The 19,905-nt window shown below is 67.2% G+C and carries 15 protein-coding genes, 1 tRNA gene and 1 pseudogene; 13 read left to right on the top strand and 4 right to left on the bottom strand.

Annotated elements, in window-relative coordinates; all coding sequences use genetic code 11:
* Positions 1-36 precede the first annotated feature (36 nt).
* A complete protein-coding gene (locus tag AB0G63_RS16805; protein ID WP_360750504.1) occupies positions 37-519 on the bottom strand; it encodes an SAM-dependent methyltransferase in 483 nt (160 codons plus the stop codon).
* A 184-nt stretch (positions 520-703) separates the two neighbouring features.
* Between AB0G63_RS16805 and AB0G63_RS16810 the strand changes: the two genes are divergently transcribed.
* Positions 704-1,762 (top strand): hypothetical protein, encoded by a 1,059-nt coding sequence (locus AB0G63_RS16810; protein ID WP_360750506.1) that lies wholly within the window; start codon positions 704-706, stop codon positions 1,760-1,762.
* A gap of 46 nt (positions 1,763-1,808) precedes the next feature.
* Here AB0G63_RS16810 and AB0G63_RS16815 read toward each other — a convergent pair.
* Positions 1,809-1,895, bottom strand: a pseudogene (locus tag AB0G63_RS16815) (GntR family transcriptional regulator); the annotation flags it as partial.
* Positions 1,896-3,152: 1,257 nt separating this feature from the next.
* Here AB0G63_RS16815 and AB0G63_RS16820 point away from each other — a divergent pair.
* The 8 genes from AB0G63_RS16820 to AB0G63_RS16855 all read left to right on the top strand — a co-directional run bounded on the left by AB0G63_RS16820 (position 3,153) and on the right by AB0G63_RS16855 (position 11,904).
* Entirely contained in the window at positions 3,153-3,383 is a 231-nt protein-coding gene (locus tag AB0G63_RS16820) for a hypothetical protein (protein ID WP_360750508.1), read from the top strand.
* Positions 3,384-3,389: 6 nt separating this feature from the next.
* Positions 3,390-3,986, top strand: coding sequence for a hypothetical protein (locus AB0G63_RS16825; protein WP_360750510.1), 597 nt, complete (start codon positions 3,390-3,392; stop codon positions 3,984-3,986).
* Positions 3,987-4,398: 412 nt separating this feature from the next.
* Complete coding sequence (locus AB0G63_RS16830) at positions 4,399-8,199, top strand: hypothetical protein (RefSeq protein WP_360750511.1); 3,801 nt, start codon at positions 4,399-4,401, stop codon at positions 8,197-8,199.
* Between the two features lie 266 nt (positions 8,200-8,465).
* Positions 8,466-9,317, top strand: coding sequence for a helix-turn-helix transcriptional regulator (locus AB0G63_RS16835; protein WP_360750513.1), 852 nt, complete (start codon positions 8,466-8,468; stop codon positions 9,315-9,317).
* A 97-nt stretch (positions 9,318-9,414) separates the two neighbouring features.
* On the top strand, positions 9,415-9,804 hold the full coding sequence (locus AB0G63_RS16840) for an ATP-binding protein (RefSeq protein ID WP_360750515.1): 390 nt from the start codon (positions 9,415-9,417) through the stop codon (positions 9,802-9,804).
* Between the two features lie 175 nt (positions 9,805-9,979).
* Positions 9,980-10,831, top strand: coding sequence for a sigma-70 family RNA polymerase sigma factor (locus tag AB0G63_RS16845; protein WP_360750517.1), 852 nt, complete (start codon positions 9,980-9,982; stop codon positions 10,829-10,831).
* Positions 10,828-11,649: an integrase gene (locus tag AB0G63_RS16850; RefSeq protein WP_360750519.1), complete on the top strand. Its 822-nt coding sequence runs from the start codon at positions 10,828-10,830 to the stop codon at positions 11,647-11,649. Before AB0G63_RS16845 ends, AB0G63_RS16850 begins: the two co-directional genes overlap by 4 nt.
* Positions 11,650-11,694: 45 nt before the next feature.
* Positions 11,695-11,904, top strand: coding sequence for a tyrosine-type recombinase/integrase (locus AB0G63_RS16855; RefSeq protein WP_360750521.1), 210 nt, complete (start codon positions 11,695-11,697; stop codon positions 11,902-11,904).
* Positions 11,905-12,023: 119 nt separating this feature from the next.
* Here the strand turns inward: AB0G63_RS16855 and AB0G63_RS16860 are convergent.
* A tRNA-Arg gene (locus tag AB0G63_RS16860) sits at positions 12,024-12,099 on the bottom strand.
* A 321-nt stretch (positions 12,100-12,420) separates the two neighbouring features.
* Here AB0G63_RS16860 and AB0G63_RS16865 point away from each other — a divergent pair.
* The 4 genes from AB0G63_RS16865 to AB0G63_RS16880 all read left to right on the top strand — a co-directional run bounded on the left by AB0G63_RS16865 (position 12,421) and on the right by AB0G63_RS16880 (position 18,495).
* Positions 12,421-14,028: a dynamin family protein gene (locus tag AB0G63_RS16865; protein ID WP_360750523.1), complete on the top strand. Its 1,608-nt coding sequence runs from the start codon at positions 12,421-12,423 to the stop codon at positions 14,026-14,028.
* A gap of 3 nt (positions 14,029-14,031) precedes the next feature.
* Entirely contained in the window at positions 14,032-16,050 is a 2,019-nt protein-coding gene (locus tag AB0G63_RS16870; protein WP_360750525.1) for a YfjP family GTPase, read from the top strand.
* Between the two features lie 296 nt (positions 16,051-16,346).
* Positions 16,347-16,835, top strand: a complete 489-nt coding sequence (locus AB0G63_RS16875; protein WP_360750527.1) for a single-stranded DNA-binding protein — start codon at positions 16,347-16,349, stop codon at positions 16,833-16,835.
* A gap of 310 nt (positions 16,836-17,145) precedes the next feature.
* Positions 17,146-18,495, top strand: coding sequence for a Cys-Gln thioester bond-forming surface protein (locus AB0G63_RS16880; protein ID WP_360750529.1), 1,350 nt, complete (start codon positions 17,146-17,148; stop codon positions 18,493-18,495).
* Between the two features lie 649 nt (positions 18,496-19,144).
* Here the strand turns inward: AB0G63_RS16880 and AB0G63_RS16885 are convergent.
* Positions 19,145-19,708, bottom strand: a complete 564-nt coding sequence (locus AB0G63_RS16885) for a hypothetical protein (RefSeq protein ID WP_360750531.1) — start codon at positions 19,706-19,708, stop codon at positions 19,145-19,147.
* Positions 19,709-19,905 lie beyond the last annotated feature (197 nt).

The raw sequence follows: 19,905 nt of genomic DNA on the forward strand, positions 1-19,905 counted from the left end.
GAACCCCTTTCCGATGCACCTCAGCACGTCCGAACGTCAGTAATAGTCGCGCATCAGCTCGGTGGCCCAGCCGGGCTGGCTGGTGGGGCCCTGGGGGCCGAACTCGGCCATGTACGGCTTGACGTCGAGCACGGGCGAGCCGTCGACGGCGTCCAGTCCCTGGACGTGCAGGTCGAGTCCGGTCACGCGCAGCAGGCGGCAGCGGGAGACGCCGAGCCGGTTGGGGCGGTTCTTGCCGCGCTGGGCGAAGATGCCGACGGCGGGCCAGTCGGCGTTGCCGCGCGGATGGCGGGCGCCCGTCTCGATCCGGTCCGGCGGCACGCGGTCGAAGTGGTAGACGACCTCGAGGTGCGAGAACGCGTCCAGACCGGCGACGGCGCCGGGCCCGAAGCGGTCGGCGTCCAGCCGGACCACGGACGTCACGTCGCCCCACTCGTCGTCCCGGACCTCCTTCCGCCCCCCGATCACCCACCCGACGGGACGCACGACCAGCTCGGCGGGAGTGCTGCTCACGGGCATACGGCATGCCTTTCGTCGCGGTGAACCCGGGCCGGGACCATCCGGCCACGGTACCGAGCCGGCGACGGAGGCGTGGCCCGTCCGCCCGAGGCGGGCACAGTCACCGTCACCCCCACGACCGCCCCCTACGCTTCCTGCTGCACAGGATCTTCCCGATCTTCCCGACCGTGAGGCGGTTGTCACCGTGGCGATCTCGTGGGCGACGCGGCAGTTGCTCGACCGGCACGCGGCCGACCCGGCGACCGTGGACTGGCGCTGGGAGGCGATGGCCGTGCACGTCGTGCTGCGGTACGGCTCCGGGGCCGACGCCGAGGCGCTGCTCCCGGTGTTCCTCGACGCCCCCGCGCAACGGGATCACCTGGTGCCCGTCTTCGCCCGGCACGGAGACCTCGCCATGGCCGACCGTCTCCTGGAGGCGAGCATCGAGGCGGGCCGGCTACGCGAGGACGTACCGCCCGAAGTGCTGCACGCCGTCGGCTACCTGGGGTGCGAGTCCGCCGAGCGCATCCTCTGGGAACACGTCGAGGGCCTGTACCACGCCTCGCGCAGCGCCTGCCTGGGACTGCTGCACCTGTCGTGCCGGGGACTGCGGACGGAGATCGCGGAGGCCCTGGAACACCACGCCGGCGCCAGCCTGTTCCCCGAGTTCCTGCCGGCCCTCGCCACGAAGACGGGCGATCCGTCGTGGCCGGCGAGACTCGTCGAGTGGGGAGAGGACGGCGCGTCCACGGACTGCAACGGCGGCCTGTTCCTGGGCATCGCCCTGCACGGCGACGCGGCGCGCGCCGACTTCGTCAAGGCGCTGTGGAGCCCCCGTTGGGAGGCGAACGGCGGCGGCACGGGCTCGGACCGCTGGGCCTACGCGGGCGCCCGAGTGCTGGGACTCGGTATGCCCGAACTGTACGCGGACCTGCTGGCACGCCTGGACTCCGACGCGTTCGGCGTCAGCGGCTCCGCCGTCAAGCGGCACTGCCTCGACACGTTCGCCGCCCTGCTGGGGCACTGGACGGACCGGGACTGGCTCGGCCTGCGCATGGCCCCCGACCCGCAGGAGAGCAGCGAGGCCCTGTACCGCCTCCTCTTCGCCTGGTCGACCCCGTCCGTCAACGACTCCCTGACCGGCCACGCCCACCGCGTGCTCGATCCCGGCGACCCACTGATCACCAGACTGCACCACCTGGAAACCCTGCTCCTACGCGAGGCACGCCACGAACTGGAACTCCACGCGACCACGTCGAACTGACCGCTCCACCGTCCCGAGGCCCTCCCCGGCGAGGAGGAGTAGCCCCTGTGCCGGCGGTGAAACCGTACGGCTCCCAACTCGTGGACAGCCGCACGTGCCTGCCATCGGCCGGGAAACCGTACGTCGTCCGTACGAACTGACCACCCGCACCCGCACCCGCACCCGCTGCCGGGGCTCGGCGACATGAGTGCCCGAACCGGCACGGCCCTCCGGCCCGCACGACCGACGGCTCGAAGCGGCGGGTGATCTCCCAGGGTCGGAGACGCTCGGCGCTGGCTGATCTTCTTCAGGTCGAGAACTTCGGTACGTACTCGATCGGCCGCCCGCGAGAACCCGGTGACAGCCGGACAGCCCCGGAGTCTGCCCTTGATCATCAAGAGGGCGTCCAGGGCCTCGTCGTGGTCAGCAAAACCCGCTCTGACCAGCAAAAAGCCCTCCCGGACGGGAGGGCGGAGACTGCCCCCGGCAGGACTCGAACCTGCGGCCAAGCGCTTAGAAGATGCGGGCACCGCCCCGGGGTACCCGTCGCTCGGCGGACGACGACGTCGTGACCGACCGCGGACGGCCACCGCCGTCCGCCGTCGTTGCCGTCAGCGCTGCCGTCACTGCCGTCGACGTCTACAGCTCCAGCAGCCTTCAAAGGTGTCTGAGCCTCAGCCGACGAAAGCCAGCCACGATGGTGGGTAGGCCGACCGATCACGCACGTGTGTGCCTCGCTGCACCCCCACTGGCCTCAACCATGCTGCTGCCGTCGACCAGAGCACGGTACGACGGCCGGCCCGTAACGACGGTAATTTGAGCCCTCAGCTTGGGAAGCTTGGGTGCTTCAGGGCGGGAAGCTTGCTGACCTGCGGCGTAACGGTGTCGACGCCTGCCGTCCCCGGCTTGCATTTCCCGGTGTTCCCCGTGGCTTCCCGCACGGCCTGGCACGGTTCTGGCACGTCTGCCGGGGTGCCGAATGGCTCCGCACTCACCCTTCGTCTTCATGCGTCGGCCGTTGTCGGTGCGGTCCCGTAGCTGAGGCCATGGTTGGTACAGGCGAGAACTTCTCTCACCTCGGCGAGTCGTCGGCGGTGGGCCGGCCCGCTGCGGGCGTCCAGTCTTACTACGCGCAGCGCGCCGAATTGCTGGGGCAGAGGTACGGGAGCGTCACCTTCGAGGAAGTGCATGGCGGGGTGTTGGATCTGCTTCCGCTGGCGCCGGCGAAGGTGCTGGACGTCAGTGCGGGCACTGGGCGGGACGCCGTGGCACTCGCGCGGCGCGGTTACCAGGTGGTGGCGGCGGAGCCGGTCCGTGAGCTTCGGGAGGTCGCGCAGAGCCTCAACCCGTGCGAGGACGTCCGTTGGGTGGAGGACTCGCAGCCCGCACTGTCCCACTTGCAAGGGCCTTTTTGGCCCAGGATCCGCAGGCGCCGCAGACACTTGAACTGGGTGAGAAGAACTTCCTCACCGTCGCTGAGCAGGAGAGAGCCGCGACGCTGGAGGCCGGCCGGCCCATCGAGCGTCTGCTGGCGGCCGCAGTGCGTTCCATGCCGATGATGGTGATGCAGAAGTTCCACAATCTCCGCGATGAAACTGCGGTGCCCCACACCTTCTACGAGCTGGCAGGGACGGGACGGTAGCGTGTCGTGCGCCTGACTCCTGACCTGCTGCGACTGGCGCAGTCGGAGCAGGCACCAAGCCTGGCCGCGGAGCTGGGTGCGCGCTGGAGCATCGTGGAGAGCTCCTTCGCTGCCGGCATCGGACGTAGCCTCGTCGAGGAGGGCGTCACGGTCGACTGGGACACCCTTAGGGTCACCGACAAACGCCGACGCCGCTCGGTGACCGGCATCGTTGACGCCACGGTCGGGTTTCAACACGGCCGCTGCTTGATCTGCGGCGATGTTCTGGCCCCGGGGGAAGCCATAGCCGTCGACCACGTCTTCCCGTTCTCCCTGATGCGTCGCTTCGACAGCGTCGGCTCCTGGCACGGTCCAGATCTGGACGCCCTGTGGAACCTTGCCCCCGCACACGCCGCCTGCAACGGAGCCAAGAGCGACCGACTGCCCACCCCGGCCGAACTCGCCCGCCTCGCGGCCCGGAATGACGCAATCATGCAGTCTCCCCATCCCCTGTGCCGCACACTGCAACTCAGCCTGAAAAACGCCCTGTCCGGCCAGAAGACGCTCTCGTGGACAGAGTTCCTGGGAGCGGTTCGGACAGCAGTCGGAGTCCGATTGGGCTAGCGCTTCTTGGAGCCCGGGAAGTACCTGTCACCTCCTGCCTCTGACAGCCTTCGTCGGCGCGCTTCGCTGCCGGGGTCCTCCACGCATAGCTGCTTTGCTGACCTGCGGCGGAGAGGCCACGGCATCTGGCAGGTCGGCGATTCGGTCCTCGCCATTCCCCATTCCCCGTGGTCTCCACAAGACCTGCCACGATGCTGGAACGACCTCGTTGCGCCGGACTCCCATCTGACGTCTGATGGTGACGCGTCGCTCCTAGGTAGAGCAGAAACGTTCTTCGGCTTGCAGATTCCCACACAGCCGACGCGAGCTTCCGGCGAAGATGCAAGGTCATTGCGGGTAACTCCCCCATGTGGAACCGGCCTTGGCTACGATGGCTTCCAGCCGGTGATCAGTCCTGGACATGGAGGCGAGAATGGCTGAGCGATACGACTATGAGTCACTAGGGGCAGACGTCTTCCAGCAGTTGTGTCAAGCAGTGCTCGTTGCTACTAATCCTCAGGTCCAATGTTTCCCTGTAGGGATGCCAGACGGCGGTCGTGATGCCTCAATGCCGAAGGGAAGGGTCTCGGATGTAATCGTATACCAAGTCAAGTTTCGCCAACCTACCCCCAATAAGCTCGCCACACCTGATGGGATTCTGGCGTGGATCATCAAAGTCCTGAGTGGTGAGATTGAGAAAGTCCAACACCTTGCATCCCGAGGAGCGGAGCAATATGTTCTGATGACGAACGCTCAGTGTTCATCTCACCTCGATATCGGCACGCGAGATCGCGTCCAGAAATGGCTGGACGATGTGATGCCGATTCCTTCACAAGTGTGGTGGAGGGATGATTTGGATCGCCGTCTTGATGGCCTGACCGAAGTTAAGCGCACTTATGGATTCATTCGCGATCTGTCCGGCTTGGCTGAAATCTTGGGTTTGAAAGATCCCGATATCACCGAGCAGTCGTTTATTCAGATTGCGAAGAGAGATCCTCGAGTTAGCGCTCTCATGAAGTATATGCGGCACCAGTATAAGCGTGACCAGTTCGTAAAATTCAAGCAGGCGGAGCTTGAACCGCAATTGCTCGACGTATTCATTGATATCCCACTCGCTTTTAATCCTGCAGAACGACCAGTGTACACACATAGTCTTATCTATTTCGACGGACACGATAATCGTCGGAATCCGGGGGCGTTGGAGAAATGGTCAGGTCTCATCTCTCCGGAAGTTTCTAGCGCCTTTATGACCAGTAATCGAACAACTGGCGCCCCGGCAGCATCCGTCCTTCTCTCCGATGGAATGGTAGGCGAGGAAGCGCCGTCAACGTCCAGGGTCGTACTCGAAGGGGCTCCTGGACAAGGGAAGTCCACCGTCGGGCAGTATGTATGCCAAGTTCATCGCTCCCGACTCCTCGGAAGCTCCGATATTGAACGATTTAGTGCTGAGCATCGTTCGAGTCCTGTACGGCTGCCGTTTCACGTTGATTTTCGTGACTTGGCTGCTTGGATGCGACGTCAGGATCCTTTTGATGTAACCAACGATGGACTTCCAGAAGGCTGGGCAGACACACTCGAGGCCTTTCTGGCTGCGCAGGTTAGGCGCTCGTCAGGTGGTATGGACTTCTCGGTTTCTGACTTGGACGCCGTACTCCGGTCTACTCCAGCAATCCTCGTTCTAGATGGCCTAGATGAGGTTCCCGATCTTAGCGATCGCCGATCAGTGGTGGCATGCGTAAATGAGGCTCTGAATCGCATCGAACCGTTCAGCCCCTCTTTTCGAACTGTAGCAACGAGTCGTCCGAGTTCTTTCTCAAAGACGCCGGGTTTCTCCAAGCGAGAATATACCTACTTCACCCTTGGGGACCTTCCCCTGAATCTGGTTCTGGAATACACAGACGGCTGGCTAGATTCTCGCAAGGTGGCCCACCAGGCGGCGCACGAAATTCGTCAGGTAATGGGACAGAAGTTGGGTCAATCACATATCGTCGACCTGGCGCGAAACCCTATGCAGCTTGCCATACTTCTCTGGCTGGTACGCAAAAAGGGGCCATCTCTCCCGGATAAGCGCACTGCCCTCTATCGCGAATATATGGAAACTTTCCTTGATCGCGAAGCGGAGAAGAGTGAAATTATCAGGGACGAGCGGGAGCTAATTCTCGATCTGCACGGATACGTGGCATGGGTGCTCCATTGCCTAGCCGAAACTGGTGAGTCGAATGGAAGTATCTCGGAACCTAAACTAAAGTCTCTCCTAAAGAAATACCTGGTGCTGCGGGGGTATAAAAAGAAAAAGCTCGAGCTTGTAGACCGCCTCTTCACAGGAATGACTGACAGGGTGATGGTCCTTACGAGTAGAGTTCAGAACACGTTCGAGTTCGAGGTGCAGCCCCTAAGGGAGTATTTCGCTGCTCGGTACCTGTACTCAACCGCCCGTACTTCGAGCCCAGGGGCGGAGCGTGCAGGGAATCGATCTGATCGCTTCGAAGCGCTTTTGCGTAATCCATACTGGTGGAATGTAACTCGCTTCTATGCTGGGTTCTCGGATGTAGGGGAGCTGGCAAACCTAGTCGATCTGCTGGAAGATTTGGTGAAATCGGGAGGAGATTTCTCACTTATCTCGTACTCGCGTGAAGTTGCCCTAACGCTTCTGCGCGATCAAGTTTTCTCTCAAAAACCGCGATCAGTTTCGAAGGTCGTTGACTTGCTTTCCTCAGAGGAGTCAGTGGCCCTGCTTACGTCTCGGGGACTTGCACTCTCGGGTCTGTCACTTCCCGGCGACTCCGGTGGAGAGGAGGTCGCTGAACGCATGATGAAACGGGTCGAGAAGCAAATCTCTTCAGGATTTATGGAGTTTGACGCGGCACGGCTACTAGCGTCGAATGCTACGAGTCACGATCTTATTGGGTGGTGGTTTAGAAAGTGGTCGAATGCGCGAGGCGCTCATGTGCGCCGGTTGTGGTTTGCTATCGGCCGCTACATGAACACCCTCGACGCTATCTCACCCGAACAAGCCCGACGGCTGGTGGCTGAGATGGGCGAAGACATGCGATTCTGGCATATGCTGCTGCAGCCGGAACCCTCGTATCAGGTGTTCACGGACGAAATGAATTTCGACTCCTTCTTGAAGGCGCTTTGCGCTGGTGTCCGAGTCCATTCAGGAATAATTCTTGGGCAGCCTGTTGATAGTGGTGAAATGGCTATTGTGTCGCTGACGTCGATTGACTATCTGGGCTCCATCCTTCATAACAATGGAGTATTTAGCAGATGGATGCGCCTGGAATATTTGCTATCCACCGTCGAGGAAATTCCCCCCAGCTATGCTGATCTGCTCGACAGAATCCGTGACGCTCTTACACCAGTCAGCAGAGGAAGGGGTCCTCGCAATGACTACAAATTGTGGGTAGATTGCCACGAAGCGTTGACGGAGGCTTTGGGCGGTGAATGTCGACGAACTCTCGCGCTCGCCACCTGTCTAGGGGACGTGCGAAGCGGGAATCTGAGCCAGAAAATGATGGATTCACTCATTGATAAGGACGTCTCGCCCGTTCTTCGTTCCCGCTATGCTCGTCAACGGCGCGCGGATACCGATTGGTGGGCGGATCAGGTGAAAAACATCCAAGACGCGGATGATGCATTCTTCGTGCTCTGTTGCATCATGCGTTGGGCTCCTCCATCTGTGCTTGCCGACAATGCTAGGGCACTTGAAAAGTGGGTGCGAGGATTCGATGCGTACACCCTGTATACGATTCGATCTCTGGCTGCGCAGCAATGGGTGCGTGCCGATCGGGGCGCACCCATTGCATGGCCGCAAAGGACTGCCCCGGGTATCCTCTACCTGGCTTCGACCCAAACCTCCAGAAAGGATTCGTTCTCTATTCTTGAAGGGATCATGGAGCGCTGCAGGGACCGCGATCTGGTTGGCCTTGCCGGCGCAGCCAAGCTGAATGGGCTGATTTACTCACCCAATAAGGATTGGGTCGAGGCGATTGATGATATCGCCAATGCGTACGCTGTGTATCTACGTGACGGGTATGCGCAGCCAAGTCCCTATCGGGCCAGGCCAATGTCTGTGCAATCGAGTCGGGAGGTACTCCGGCGTGTCACGGATTTGCCTCACAGTGTGAGGTACGCGGCGAACGATTCGCTTACAACGGAGGTGGCCCAGAAGGCGACAACCCTCGCGGAAGTCTCCGATAGAGAAGAGTGGTTTGACCGGGAGACGCTTGACTGAGGCCTGATTTCGGTCACTGATTCCAGAGTGGCTCGCTAAATTCGCGGAGCCGACCGCCCCAGCCAAGATGTACCCCCTTCTCTGGCGTCAGGCGGCTGCATGCCTTGAGCGCGGCACGGACGCTGGTCGGGCTGGAGCGGGGCGGAGACAGGAGCGCAGGCCCGGCCGGGGGCCGGGCCGCGCGCGGGGAGCGGAGCGAGCCGCCTTGAACCAGTAGAGAAAGTTTGAATCATGCTGGAGTTGGCGGGTGGTGTAGAACCCTGGGCATGGGGAGCGAACGGCAGGAGCGGATGGGGGCGCTTGGTGCGCGTCTTCGTGTGCTTCGTACTGAGACTGGTCTGACGGGTGCTGCGCTGGCGCAGCGCGCTGGTGTGGGGCAGCCGACCGTGTCCAAGGTCGAGACCGGGCGCATGGTTCCGAGCCAGGATGTGCTCAACCGGCTCTCGCGTGCCCTTGGCCTCGACGAGTCGACCGCTCGCGAGGTGCGTGACCTCCTGGCCACCGTGGTTGCTGCCGCGGATTCTGACCAACTGGCAGACGGGGCAACTCCTGCCGGTACGACCGTCGACGAAGAGGTTCGCTCTGCTCGGCTGGTGCGGTCGTTTCAGTGCGTGGTCCTGCCGGCCATGCTCCAGAGCGCGGAGTATGCCCGGTACGTCTTCGCCGGTGTGCCGAACTCGACTGCTGAGGCGGTCGGCCGTGCTGTCGCTGCCCGTGTGGAGCGGCAGAGTGTGCTGTACGAGCCGGGGCGGCAGTCGGTGTTCGTGCTGACGGAAGCCGTGCTGCGGACCTGGCCCGGCACCCCGGCGTTGATGCTCGCTCAGCTCGACCGGCTGCTGGCTGTCGAGAGTCTGAGCACTGTCCGGCTCGGGGTGGTTCCGTGGCGTCGGCCGGTGCCGGTGTTGCCTCGGCACGGGTTCACGTTGTGCGATCAACGGGCGGTCGTGGTCGAGACGTTCGCTGGTGAGAGGGTGTCGGTCGACTCCGCGGAGTTGGCCGCGTACGAGGAGACGTTCGGGCGGTTCGAGCGGGCTGCCGTCTTCGGCGGTGAGGTGCGGGAGCTGCTGTTGCGGGTGATGAAGGAGTTCCGGGACTTGGGAGACACCGTCACTCCTTAGAGGAATAATTCCTCCTGATGCCTGGCTTGCTGGTCAGGCCTGGGAATACTCTGCCGCTGTGCTGTCTAGACCCCTAGACAGGGATGAGGAGTTTCCCATGCGGTCAAAGTGGTGCCGTGCCTTCCCCGGCCTGGCCGAAGAGGTGGCCAACGCCCGTCACTTCGTCGCCACCCTGCTCGACGAACGGGGCCCGGTCGAAGATGCCGTCCTGATCGTGAGTGAGCTCGCGACCAATGCCGTGCGGCACTCGCTGAGCGGTTCGGCCGGCGGCTGGTTCCTCGTGGTCGTCGACCTCGGCGATGACCTGGTGCGCATCGAGGTGGTCGACCAGGGAGGCCCCCGGGTGCCACACCTGTGCGACGTGACCAGCCAGGAAGAGGGCGGGCGCGGCCTGGTGCTGATCGCGGGCTGCGCCAAGGACTGGGGTGTGAAGAACTGGCCCGACGGGCGCTCGGTCTGGGCCGAACTGGCGCGGGAGGGTGCGTGACCGTGTCCCGCTCGACCGCGGTTGGCTTCTGCCTGGTGGGCGGTGGCGGGTGAGTCCTCGGGGCGTGCCTCGACGGCGGTCCCGGTTCTTCGTGATCGGCGTTCGCACGGGCCGACGTCTCCCGCCCATACCGTCTAGGGCCCTAGACTCCTGGTTACTGCTAGGAGGTGAGGACATGTCGGACGAGCTGCAACGGATCATGGCAATCGATGATCCGTACCTGCTCCTGCGCGAGGTCACGACCCGGTTGGCCGACGCACAGCAAGAGGTGACCGAACTGGCCCGCCTCCGCCGTCGCGTAGTGCAGGACCTGCACGCGCAAGGGCTGTCGTACGCACAGATCGCGGCAAAGGCCGGCCTGAGCCGCGGGCGGATTCACCAGATCCGGCACACCGGCCCGGCGCCGGAAGGTGCCTTCCTCGGCCGGGGTGCGGTCACCGTCGCCACTCCGCTGCGGCGCGACGACGAACGCGGGCGGACGGTCGTCGCCGTGGACGACGTCACTTCCGGCAAGCGACTGGAGGACCTGGCGCGGTTGTACGGGCTCGACGTCACCTCGGAACATGTGCCGGTGAGCGGTGTGATCGACCTCAACCGCGACGGCCTGGTCGTCGTCTGCGGTCCGCGCATGTCTCAGGAGATGTGGGACACCTACGCGCAGGACCCCGTACTGAGCTGGGAGCGCGCGGAAGACGGGCCTTGGACGGTGGTGGACCGGCGGACCGGCACCGTTTACCGGTCGGGACAGGACAGTGATCCGGCCCGGCCGTACGACGTCGGATACCTCGGCAGGCTGTCGCGTCCGGACGGCAAGGGTTCGCTGCTGGCCATCGCCGGTATCCACACGCAAGGCTCCCTCGGCGTCGTGCAACTCCTCGCCAACGACCTCAACACGCTGTGGGGGCAGGTGGGCGATCACCGGTTCTCCACGCTGGTGGGTGTCGAGTACGACCCCGAGACCAGCGAACCGCAGTCCGTCGAACTGCTCTGCCCCCTGTACCGGCACGACGAGGAGACGCCGGCGTGAGGGTCGCCCTCGCCACACTGCCCGCCGACCCCGAGCGAGAGAACGAGGACTTCGCCGCCGCTGCTCCCGGTGCGGCCGTACTCCTCGACGGCGCCGGCGTCGGTGGAGCGGAAACCGGATGCACGCACGGTGTCGCCTGGTTCTCCGGAACGCTCGGCGGTCTGCTGCTGCGCAGCATCACCACGCACCCCGCCCGGCCGCTCGCCGGGTGCCTGGCCGACTCGATCGGCCTCGTCCGGTCCCTGCACGAGGGCAGTTGCGACTTGACCTATCGGGCCAGTCCGACCAGTACGGTCGCCGCCGCCCGGACCGGCGGGGGAGCTCTGGAATACCTCGTCCTCGGTGACTCCTCCCTCCTCCTCGCCGACAGGGACGGAGGAACGACCGTCGTCACCGACCGGCGCCTGGACGACATCGGCAAACGGCTGCGCGGGCCGGTTGACGCACTGCCCACCGGTTCACCCGAACACACTGCCGCACTCGCCGACTATCGCGACGCTCTGACAGGGCTTCGCAACCGGCCCGGCGGCTTCTGGATCGCCGGCCCCGACCCGCGAGCGGCCGAACATGCCCTGACCGGGACGGTGCCGCTCGACTCGCTCGCATCCGTGACGCTGCTGAGCGACGGCGCGACACGGCTCGTCGACCGCTTCGAACTCGCCGACTGGCAAGAGGCGTCGGCTGTCCTCGACTCGTCCGGGCCGGATGAGCTGATCCGCCATGTGCGGGAAGCTGAGGCCGGCGACCCCGACGGTCTTCGCTGGCCGCGTGGCAAGGCGCGGGACGACGCGACCGTCCTTCACTGGGTCCTGTCGTAGAGCGTCCGCACGGGCTCTGAGGCACGCTGGTACACCCCCCGATCCGTGAGCGGCTTGGGGCTGGAGGTTCGCTTCCATGACCTGCGCCACACCTGCGGCACGCTGCTGCTCGGACTCGGTATCCCGCCCCACATCGTCCGCGACATCGTCGGGCACAGTGCCCTGGACGTGACCATGAACATCTACGCGCACGCCGAGATGACCGAGAAGCGCGCCGCGCTGGACCGGCTGGGGACGCTGCTGGACGACGATTGACGCGGCACCGGTGAGCGGCCTGGGCGGTTGATCCGGGCCGTTGCCGTCAGCGTTGCCGTCAGAGACGCGAAACGCCCTGGAAGGGCTGGTCCTTCCGGGGCGTTCTTGCTGCTCAGACATGGCGCCCCCGGCAGGACTCGAACCTGCGGCCAAGCGCTTAGAAGGCGCCTGCTCTATCCACTGAGCTACGGGGGCCGGGTGTGGTGGCCTCTGTCGTGGTGCCCGGGTCTGGGCTGATCCGTGACGTTGCCGGGGACAAGGATAGGGCTCCCGCATCCTTGTCCCTGTTGCTTCGCCTCCGTGGCTCAATGTGGAGGTTCGGTGAAGCGGTCCTGATAATCGCAGGCAGGTACGAATCGTGCATCGCTTTTGGCGTCTCGCGCACCGGGTGTTGTGTACTCGTTATGCCTGGACTGTGCCGGTGTCCCGGTTGCCCCTTTCGTCTCTTGTGTCCCTGTCGGCGCGCAGGCGGCCCATATGCTTTGGATATCCCCTAAAATTGGGCATTCTTCGCATGTGGTGACCTTGGACGTACGGCCTCAGCTGCTCGACGCACTCTCCGCCCTGCGCGACCGTGTCGCCGCCGCACGCTTCCCGCTGCCCCTGGCGGGGGCCCCACGCGCGCGTGCCAACCGCGACGAACTGCTCGCGCAGCTCGACGACTACCTGGTGCCCCGATTGCGGGACCCCGAAGCGCCGTTGCTCGCCGTCGTGGGGGGATCCACCGGCGCGGGAAAGTCCACCCTCGTCAACTCCCTTGTGGGCCGCAGGGTCAGCGAGGCGGGCGTGCTGCGGCCGACGACGCGGACACCGGTGCTGGTGTGCCACCCGGAGGACCATCACTGGTTCAGCGGGATGAGAGTGCTGCCCGACCTCACGCGCGTGTGGGTACCGCAGCAAGACGTGAACGACGACCTGCTGCTACCGGGCGAGCACCCCGGGCGCGTGCTGCGCATCGAGACCGTCGACACGCTGCCCCCCGGCCTCGCCCTGATCGACGCGCCCGACGTCGACTCCCTGGTCGCCGACAACCGCGTCCTGGCCGCCGAACTCATCTGCGCCGCCGACGTCTGGGTCATGGTCACAACCGCCGCCCGTTACGCCGACGCCGTCCCCTGGCATCTGCTGCGTGCCGCCAAGGAGTACGACGTCTCATTGGTGACGGTGCTCGACCGCGTGCCCCACCAGGTCGTCTCCGAGGTGTCCCGGCAGTACGCCGCCCTGCTCACCAAGGCCGGGCTCGGCGACGTCCCGCGGTTCACCGTGCCGGAGCTGCCCGAGTCGGCCTGGGGCGGCGGGCTGCTGCCGGCCAGCGCCGTGGCGTCGCTGCGCGACTGGCTCGTCCACCACGCGCAGGACCCGGTCGCCCGGCAGCACGCCATGGCCCGTACCGCCTACGGTGTGCTCGGCTCGCTCAAGGCCCGGATGCCCGAGCTGGCCTGCGCCGCGGCCGCGCAGTACGCGGCCGCGCTGCGGCTCACCACCGCCGTCGACCTCGCGTACGACAGCGAGCAGGCGCGTGTGCGGGAGCGTCTGCAGGCCGGTGCCGTGCTCGCCGGGGACGCCCTGAAGCGCTGGCGCGCCTTCCCGCTCGACTGCACCGCCGGGGAACTGCTCGACGCGCTCGTGGAGAGCCTGGCCGCGCTCCTGCTGTGCCACGTCACGGCCGCCGACGAGCGCATCGACGACGCCTGGCGACGCGAACCCGCGGGCGCCGCCCCGGAGCTGGCCGACCAGGACCCGTCCCCGGGCGGCGCCGAGCACCGGATCGCGCTGGCCGTACGGCGCTGGCGGCGGGAGCTGGAGGAGTACGCCGAGGAGGAGGTCCGCGACCTCGACCGCGCCGTCGCGCCGGACCCCGAGGCGGTCACCGCGCTGGTCGCCACCGCACTCCTGGGCGGCCGCCGGGCGCGCTCGGCGGGCGAGAAGCTCGCCGAGCGGATCGGCCCGCACGGTGCGCTGCGGCTGCGTGACCGGGGCGGGCGGCTGCTCACCGGCCACCTGGAACGGGTGCTGCACGCCGAGCGCGAGCGCCGTCTCGCCCCGCTCGAGTCCCTCGACGTCCGCGCCGAGCCCCAGGCCGAACTCATCGCCGCGCTGTCCGTACTGCTGAAGGAGAGGTGACCGGTGACCGCCATGACCGACCAGGACCGCACCGAGCACGCCGACCGTGACGACGACGCGGACGCCGACGACGTGGACGCCACGAACGTGGACACCGAGGGCGTGGACGCCAAGAACGTGGATGTCGAGGACGTGGACGGCGAAGACACGGATACCGAAGGCGGGGAGGCCAGAGCCGTGGAGGTCGAAGACGGGGAGGCCGAAGAGGTGGACGTGCAGGGCGGCCCCGGTGACGGTCAGCGCGCCGACGGGGCCCACGCGAGCGTGGAGGGCACGTACGCAACCGGAACTTTCGGGAGAGCAGACGGCGCGGACGGCGCGGACGGGTGGGGCGGCGGGCTGATGGCGTGGAGGGGCACCGCCGCCGACGCCACCCGGGAACCGGCCGCGGCGGTCGAGAACCGCGGGCCCGGTCCGCAGGCGTCGGGGCCCCTCGTCTACCCCGGACCCCTGCGCGCGCGCCTCGAGGCGTTGCGCGAGCTGGTGGGCCTGTCGCGCACCCGGCTCGACAGCCGGACCCTCGCGCAGGCCGGCCGGGTCCTGGACGAGTCGGCGGCCCGGCGCAGGCTCTCCGGGCAGCACACCGTCGTCGCCATCGCGGGCGCGACGGGCAGCGGCAAGTCGCAGCTGTTCAACGCGCTCGCCGGGGTCGTCATCTCGGAGACGGGCGTGCGCCGGCCCACCACGTCGGCGCCCATCGTGTGCAGCTGGAGCGACGGCGCCTTGGGCCTCATCGAGCGGCTCGGCATCCCGCCCCGGCTGCGCCGCCGCCCCCTCTACAACGGCGAGGCGGACGCGCAGCTGGACGGACTCGTCCTCGTCGACCTGCCCGATCACGACTCGGCGGCCGTCCAGCACCGCGAGCAGGTGGACCGAGTCCTCGCCCTCGTCGACGCGGTCATCTGGGTCGTCGACCCGGAGAAGTACGCCGACGCCATGCTCCACGAACGGTATCTGCGGCCCATGGCCGGCTACGCCGAGGTGATGTTCGTCGTCCTCAACCAGACCGACCGGCTGCCCGGTGAGGCCGCCGAGCAGGTCCTCGACGACCTGCGGCGGCTGCTCGACGAGGACGGCATCGCGCTCGGCGAGCACGGCGAACCGGGCGCCACCGTGCTCGGGCTTTCCGCGCTCACCGGGGACGGCGTCGGCGAACTGCGCGACGCGGTCGGCCGGTTCGTGGCCGAGCGCCGCGCGCCGGCGCGCCGGGTCGCCGCCGACGTCGACGTAGCCGCGGCGGGACTGCGGCGGGTGTACGCCACCCGGCGACGTACCGGGCTGAGCGAGGAGGCGCGCGACGACTTCTCCGCCCGGCTCGCTGACGCGGTGGGCGCCACCGCGGCGGGCGAGGCGGCCGAACGTGCGTGGCTGCGCAATGCCAACCGCGCGTGCGGAACGCCCTGGCTGCGGCTGTGGCACTGGTACCACGACCGGCGAGAGCCCCCCACGGGCCGGCTGTTCCCGCGGACGCAGGCGGACGAGGAGGCCACCGCCCGCCAGCGCGTCGAGCAGGCCGTGCGGACCCTGGCCGACCGGGCCTCGGCCGGGCTGCCCGCACCGTGGGCGCAGGCGGTGCGCGAGGCCGCCGTACGCGGCTCCCAGGGGCTGCCCGAGGCGCTCGACCAACTGGCCGCGCGCGCCGCGCTGCCGGGGCGGCCGCCGCGGCCCGGCTGGTGGCCGGCGGCGGTGCTGGCGCAGGCGTCGATGACGATCCTTCAGGTCGTGGGCGGGCTGTGGCTGCTGGGCCAGATCCTCGGGGTCATGGCGCCCAATCTGGGGGTGCCGGTGCTGCTGATGGTGGCCGGCATCGTCGGCGGCCCGCTCGTGGAGTGGGGCTGCCGGATGGCCGCGCGCGGACCGGCACGGCGCTACGGCACGGAGGCGGAGAGACGCCTGCGGGAGGCGGCCGCCGCGTGCGGACGGGCCCGGGTGCTGGATCCGGTGGCGTCTGAGCTGCTGCGGTACCGGGAAGTGCGGGGGCAGTACCTGCGGGTGACGGGGGTGACGGCCGCGTCCCTCTGAGCCGGTTCTCGGCTCCCGGCTCCCGGTACCCGATTCCGGCTCTTGGTAGCCGATCCCGGCTCCCGGCTCCCGGTACCCGATGCCGGATCCCGGTACCCGATCCCGGCCCCGGGTTCCGGGTGGGGGCTCACTCGTCCGGGTGGTGAAGTTGTCCACAGGCGGAGGGTGGTCCACAGGGCTCGGCGGGCTCGGCCCGGCGGAGGCAGTCTGGCGGTGCGGCGATCGCGAAGGGCGGCCGCCGCGGCAGACGCAGCCGTACGGGACGGGCCCGGCGGCGTATCCGGGAGGGGTCGGCGATGAACGAGACCATCATCTGCGCTGTGGGGAACGTGGCCACGCAACCGGTGTACCGGGAGCTCGCGTCGGGAGCGTCCGCGCGGTTCCGGCTCGCGGTGACCTCGCGCTACTGGGACCGCGAGAGGAGCCTGTGGGCGGACGGGCACACCAACTTCTTCACGGTGTGGGCCAACCGGCAGCTCGCCGTGAACGTGGCGGCGTCGCTCAACGTGGGCGATCCCGTCGTCGTGCAGGGCAGGCTGAAGGTGCGTACGGACGTGCACGAGGGGCAGAACCGGACCTCGGCGGACCTCGACGCGACGGCGGTCGGTCACGATCTCGCCCGCGGCACCTCGGCCTTCCGCCGGACGAACAGGCCCGAGCCGGGGGCGGCCGCCGTACCCCGGCAGCCGGAGCCCGACTGGGAGAGTCCGCATCCGGGCCCCGCGGCCCCGGGTTCCGCTCACCCGGCTTCCCGACGGGGCGCGCAGGCCGCCGCGGTGACGTGATGTCAGGCCGTGCCCCGGGCTGACCCGAGTGCGACATATCGGCCCATGCCTTCCCGACGGCACGGTGGATTTGTCGATAAGCCCTGCTCATGGGCCGTCTCGGGGATAACGATTCCGAGTCGGATCGCTTGTCTGACGATATGACTGGGAGTCGCGGTGTGCCGCGTCCTTAGGATGCCGGGCATAGCTCTCGGGGCTTCTGATTCTGCTGCTGGGACCGCACCCCCCACGTCAACGGTCCTGCTCGAAGGGGAATTTGGTGTTTGCTTCGTTCTCTGTGCCGTCCCTGCGAGGGCGTCGAGCGGTCCGCGTGGCCGCCGTGACGCTGGCGTCCGGGCTCCTCACCGCCGGCGTGCTGACGGGGGCCGGTACGGCCGCGGCCGCGGAGACGACACCGGGGCAGGGCGGGGCGACCGCCACCATAGGCGGCCTCAAGACGTACGGCGCCGCGGTGATCCACGGCGACTCCGGTGACCAGCAGGTGTCGGCGGGCCTGTTCGAGATGTCGGTCGACGGCGGCGGCACGCTGCAGACGTACTGCGTCGACATCCACAACCCCACGCAGCGGGACGCGAAGTACCAGGAGACCCCCTGGAGCGGCACCTCGCTGGGCGCCAACAAGGACGCGGGCAGGATCCGCTGGATCCTGCAGAACTCCTACCCGCAGGTCAACGACCTCGCGGCGCTCGCCGCCAAGGCCGGCGTCGCGGGCGGCCTGACGGAGCAGGACGCGGCGGCCGGCACCCAGGTGGCGATCTGGCGCTACTCGGACGGGGCCGACGTCGACGCCGTCGACCCGCAGGCCGAGAAGCTCGCGGACTACCTCCAGCGCAGCGCGGTCGACGTCGCGGAGCCCGAGGCGTCGCTGACTCTCGACCCGCCCGCCGTCTCCGGCCGCCCCGGCGGACTGCTCGGCCCGGTGACCGTGCACACCAACGCGGACGCCGTGACACTGGCGCCGCCCGCGGACGCGGCCATCAGCGGTGTGCGGATCGTCGACAAGGACGGCAAGCCGCTCACCTCCGCGGCGGACGGCGGCAAGGTCTTCTTCGACGTCCCCGAGGACGCCGCCGACGGGTCGGCCGAGCTGACCGCGCAGGCGTCGACCACCGTGCCGGTCGGCCGGGCCTTCGCGTCCGAGAGCAGGAGCCAGACGCAGATCCTGGCCGGTTCCAGCGAGTCGACCGTCTCGGCGACGGCGAGCGCGACCTGGGCCAAGACCGGTGCGATACCGGCGCTGTCGGCGGAGCGGAACTGCGCCGAGGGGGGCTTGGACATCACCGCCGCGAACCAGGGCGACGAGGCGTTCACCTTCGAGCTGATGGGCCTCGAGCACAGCATCCCCGCGGGGCAGTCGCGCACGGTGACGATCCCGCTGCAGGAGGACCAGGCGTACGACTTCACGATCACGGGGCCGGGCGGCCTGGAGAAGCGGTTCACCGGGGTGCTCGACTGCAAGACGCAGGGCAGCGGGGGCGGCGAGGTGACCCAGACGCTCAGCGAGCCGAGCCCCGCCACGGTGGGTGGCGTCGCCGACGACACCAACCTCGCCGCGACCGGTGGCTCCAGCGCGACACCGCTGATCGCGGGCCTCGCCATCGCCTTCGTGGTGATCGGCGGCGCGGCCCTGGTCGTCGTCCGCAGGAAGCAGACCCCCTGAGCACGGGCGGCGCGTGCCGCACGTGCCGGGGTCCCCGGACGGGACGGATCCTTGGCAACTCAACAGCGTGAAAGTACGCACCGGCCCGCGGACGGGCTCGTTCGGCGCGGGCCTGCTCGTTGTTCCAGGCGATGCGGTGTTTGCCGGGATCGGTGCAGTCGTGCGTGGTGCACCCAACGGCAGCGACCTCGGCGGCGCGGGGCACTTCGCGGACCGCTGCACCTGCAACAGGCGGGGCACCGGCTGTTCTTCGAGCCCGCCTGCTTCGGCCCGCCGCCCCCGGCGGCTCCACCCTGGACGACTTCGCCATCGACACCGCCGCCACGGTCCCCTGCTCCGCCAGGCACACGGTTGCCCTGTCGGACCCCGGCGGACAGCACAACCAGCACAAGGCGGCATTCCGGAACCTGTGCACCGGATGCCTGCTCCGCGAGCGGTGCGCCAAGGCCAAAGCCGACCGCATCCTGATCAACCCCGGACTCACTCGCACTGGCGGCAGCCGGCAACTCGCCCCGGCCACCGCTTGGTGAAAAGGGGCTGCCCGGCCTCCGGCCGGACGCCCCCTCGCCAAGATCTTCATGAGCCTTCCGGCGCGCAACACCGACCCTGTCATGGTGGGTCAGGGAGAAGAGGCCGGAGGCTTACAGCATCAGCTCTTCTTCGCCTCAAGTCCCTCCAGAGCGAGCCTGGTGTCGTCGAACGGCAGGATCGCTGCCTCCTCCGACATGATCATATAGCCCACCGTGTCGGAGTCGACCCAATAGCAACGGGTACCTTCTCCCTCGGCGAGGTTCTGGCAGGAGGCCAGAGCCGGGGACGAGCCGGGATTCACGGGCACCCAGTCCGTCCTTGCACCGGCCGGCTTGCCGGCCTTCTCAGTCAGCATGGCCATGGCGGCTCTGATGTCGCTCACCTCGGCCTGCGCTCCGGTGGCGGACAGCTTCCAGCCCTTGTCACCCCGGTAAAGCACAGTGAGCTGGTCGCCGACAACCTTGTGATGCGCCCCCTCAGGAATCTGGGAGGCCCCCTCGGCGGGGGTCACGGAGACGAGGTTCAGTGTCCCGAACAGCTTCTCGGGGAACGGCTCTGCGAAAGACCCCGGAGCCTTCGTCTTGTTCGGGACGCCCTTGGGCGGGTCAACGTCGGCCGAATGGCTGCATCCCATGAGGCCAACCGCCGTGAGGGCCGTGAGGGAGGTTTTTGCGACGTTCATTCCCCAGAGGCGCGCTGTCGTTCGCGCTTGACACCTGTACTCCACTTCCTCGATCCCCCGCCTACTTGCCATTGAATTTCGTCGCCGCTCAATGCGACCCAGATAACGCATATCTCGGCCAGTTTGTGCGAGTTATTCATATTTGTCCTGAGTGATAATCACTCAACTCATGCCCTGCTGTAGGTCTCACCCGACCC

The organism is Streptomyces sp. NPDC020996 (genome assembly GCF_040641355.1).
Lineage (GTDB): Bacteria > Actinomycetota > Actinomycetes > Streptomycetales > Streptomycetaceae > Streptomyces.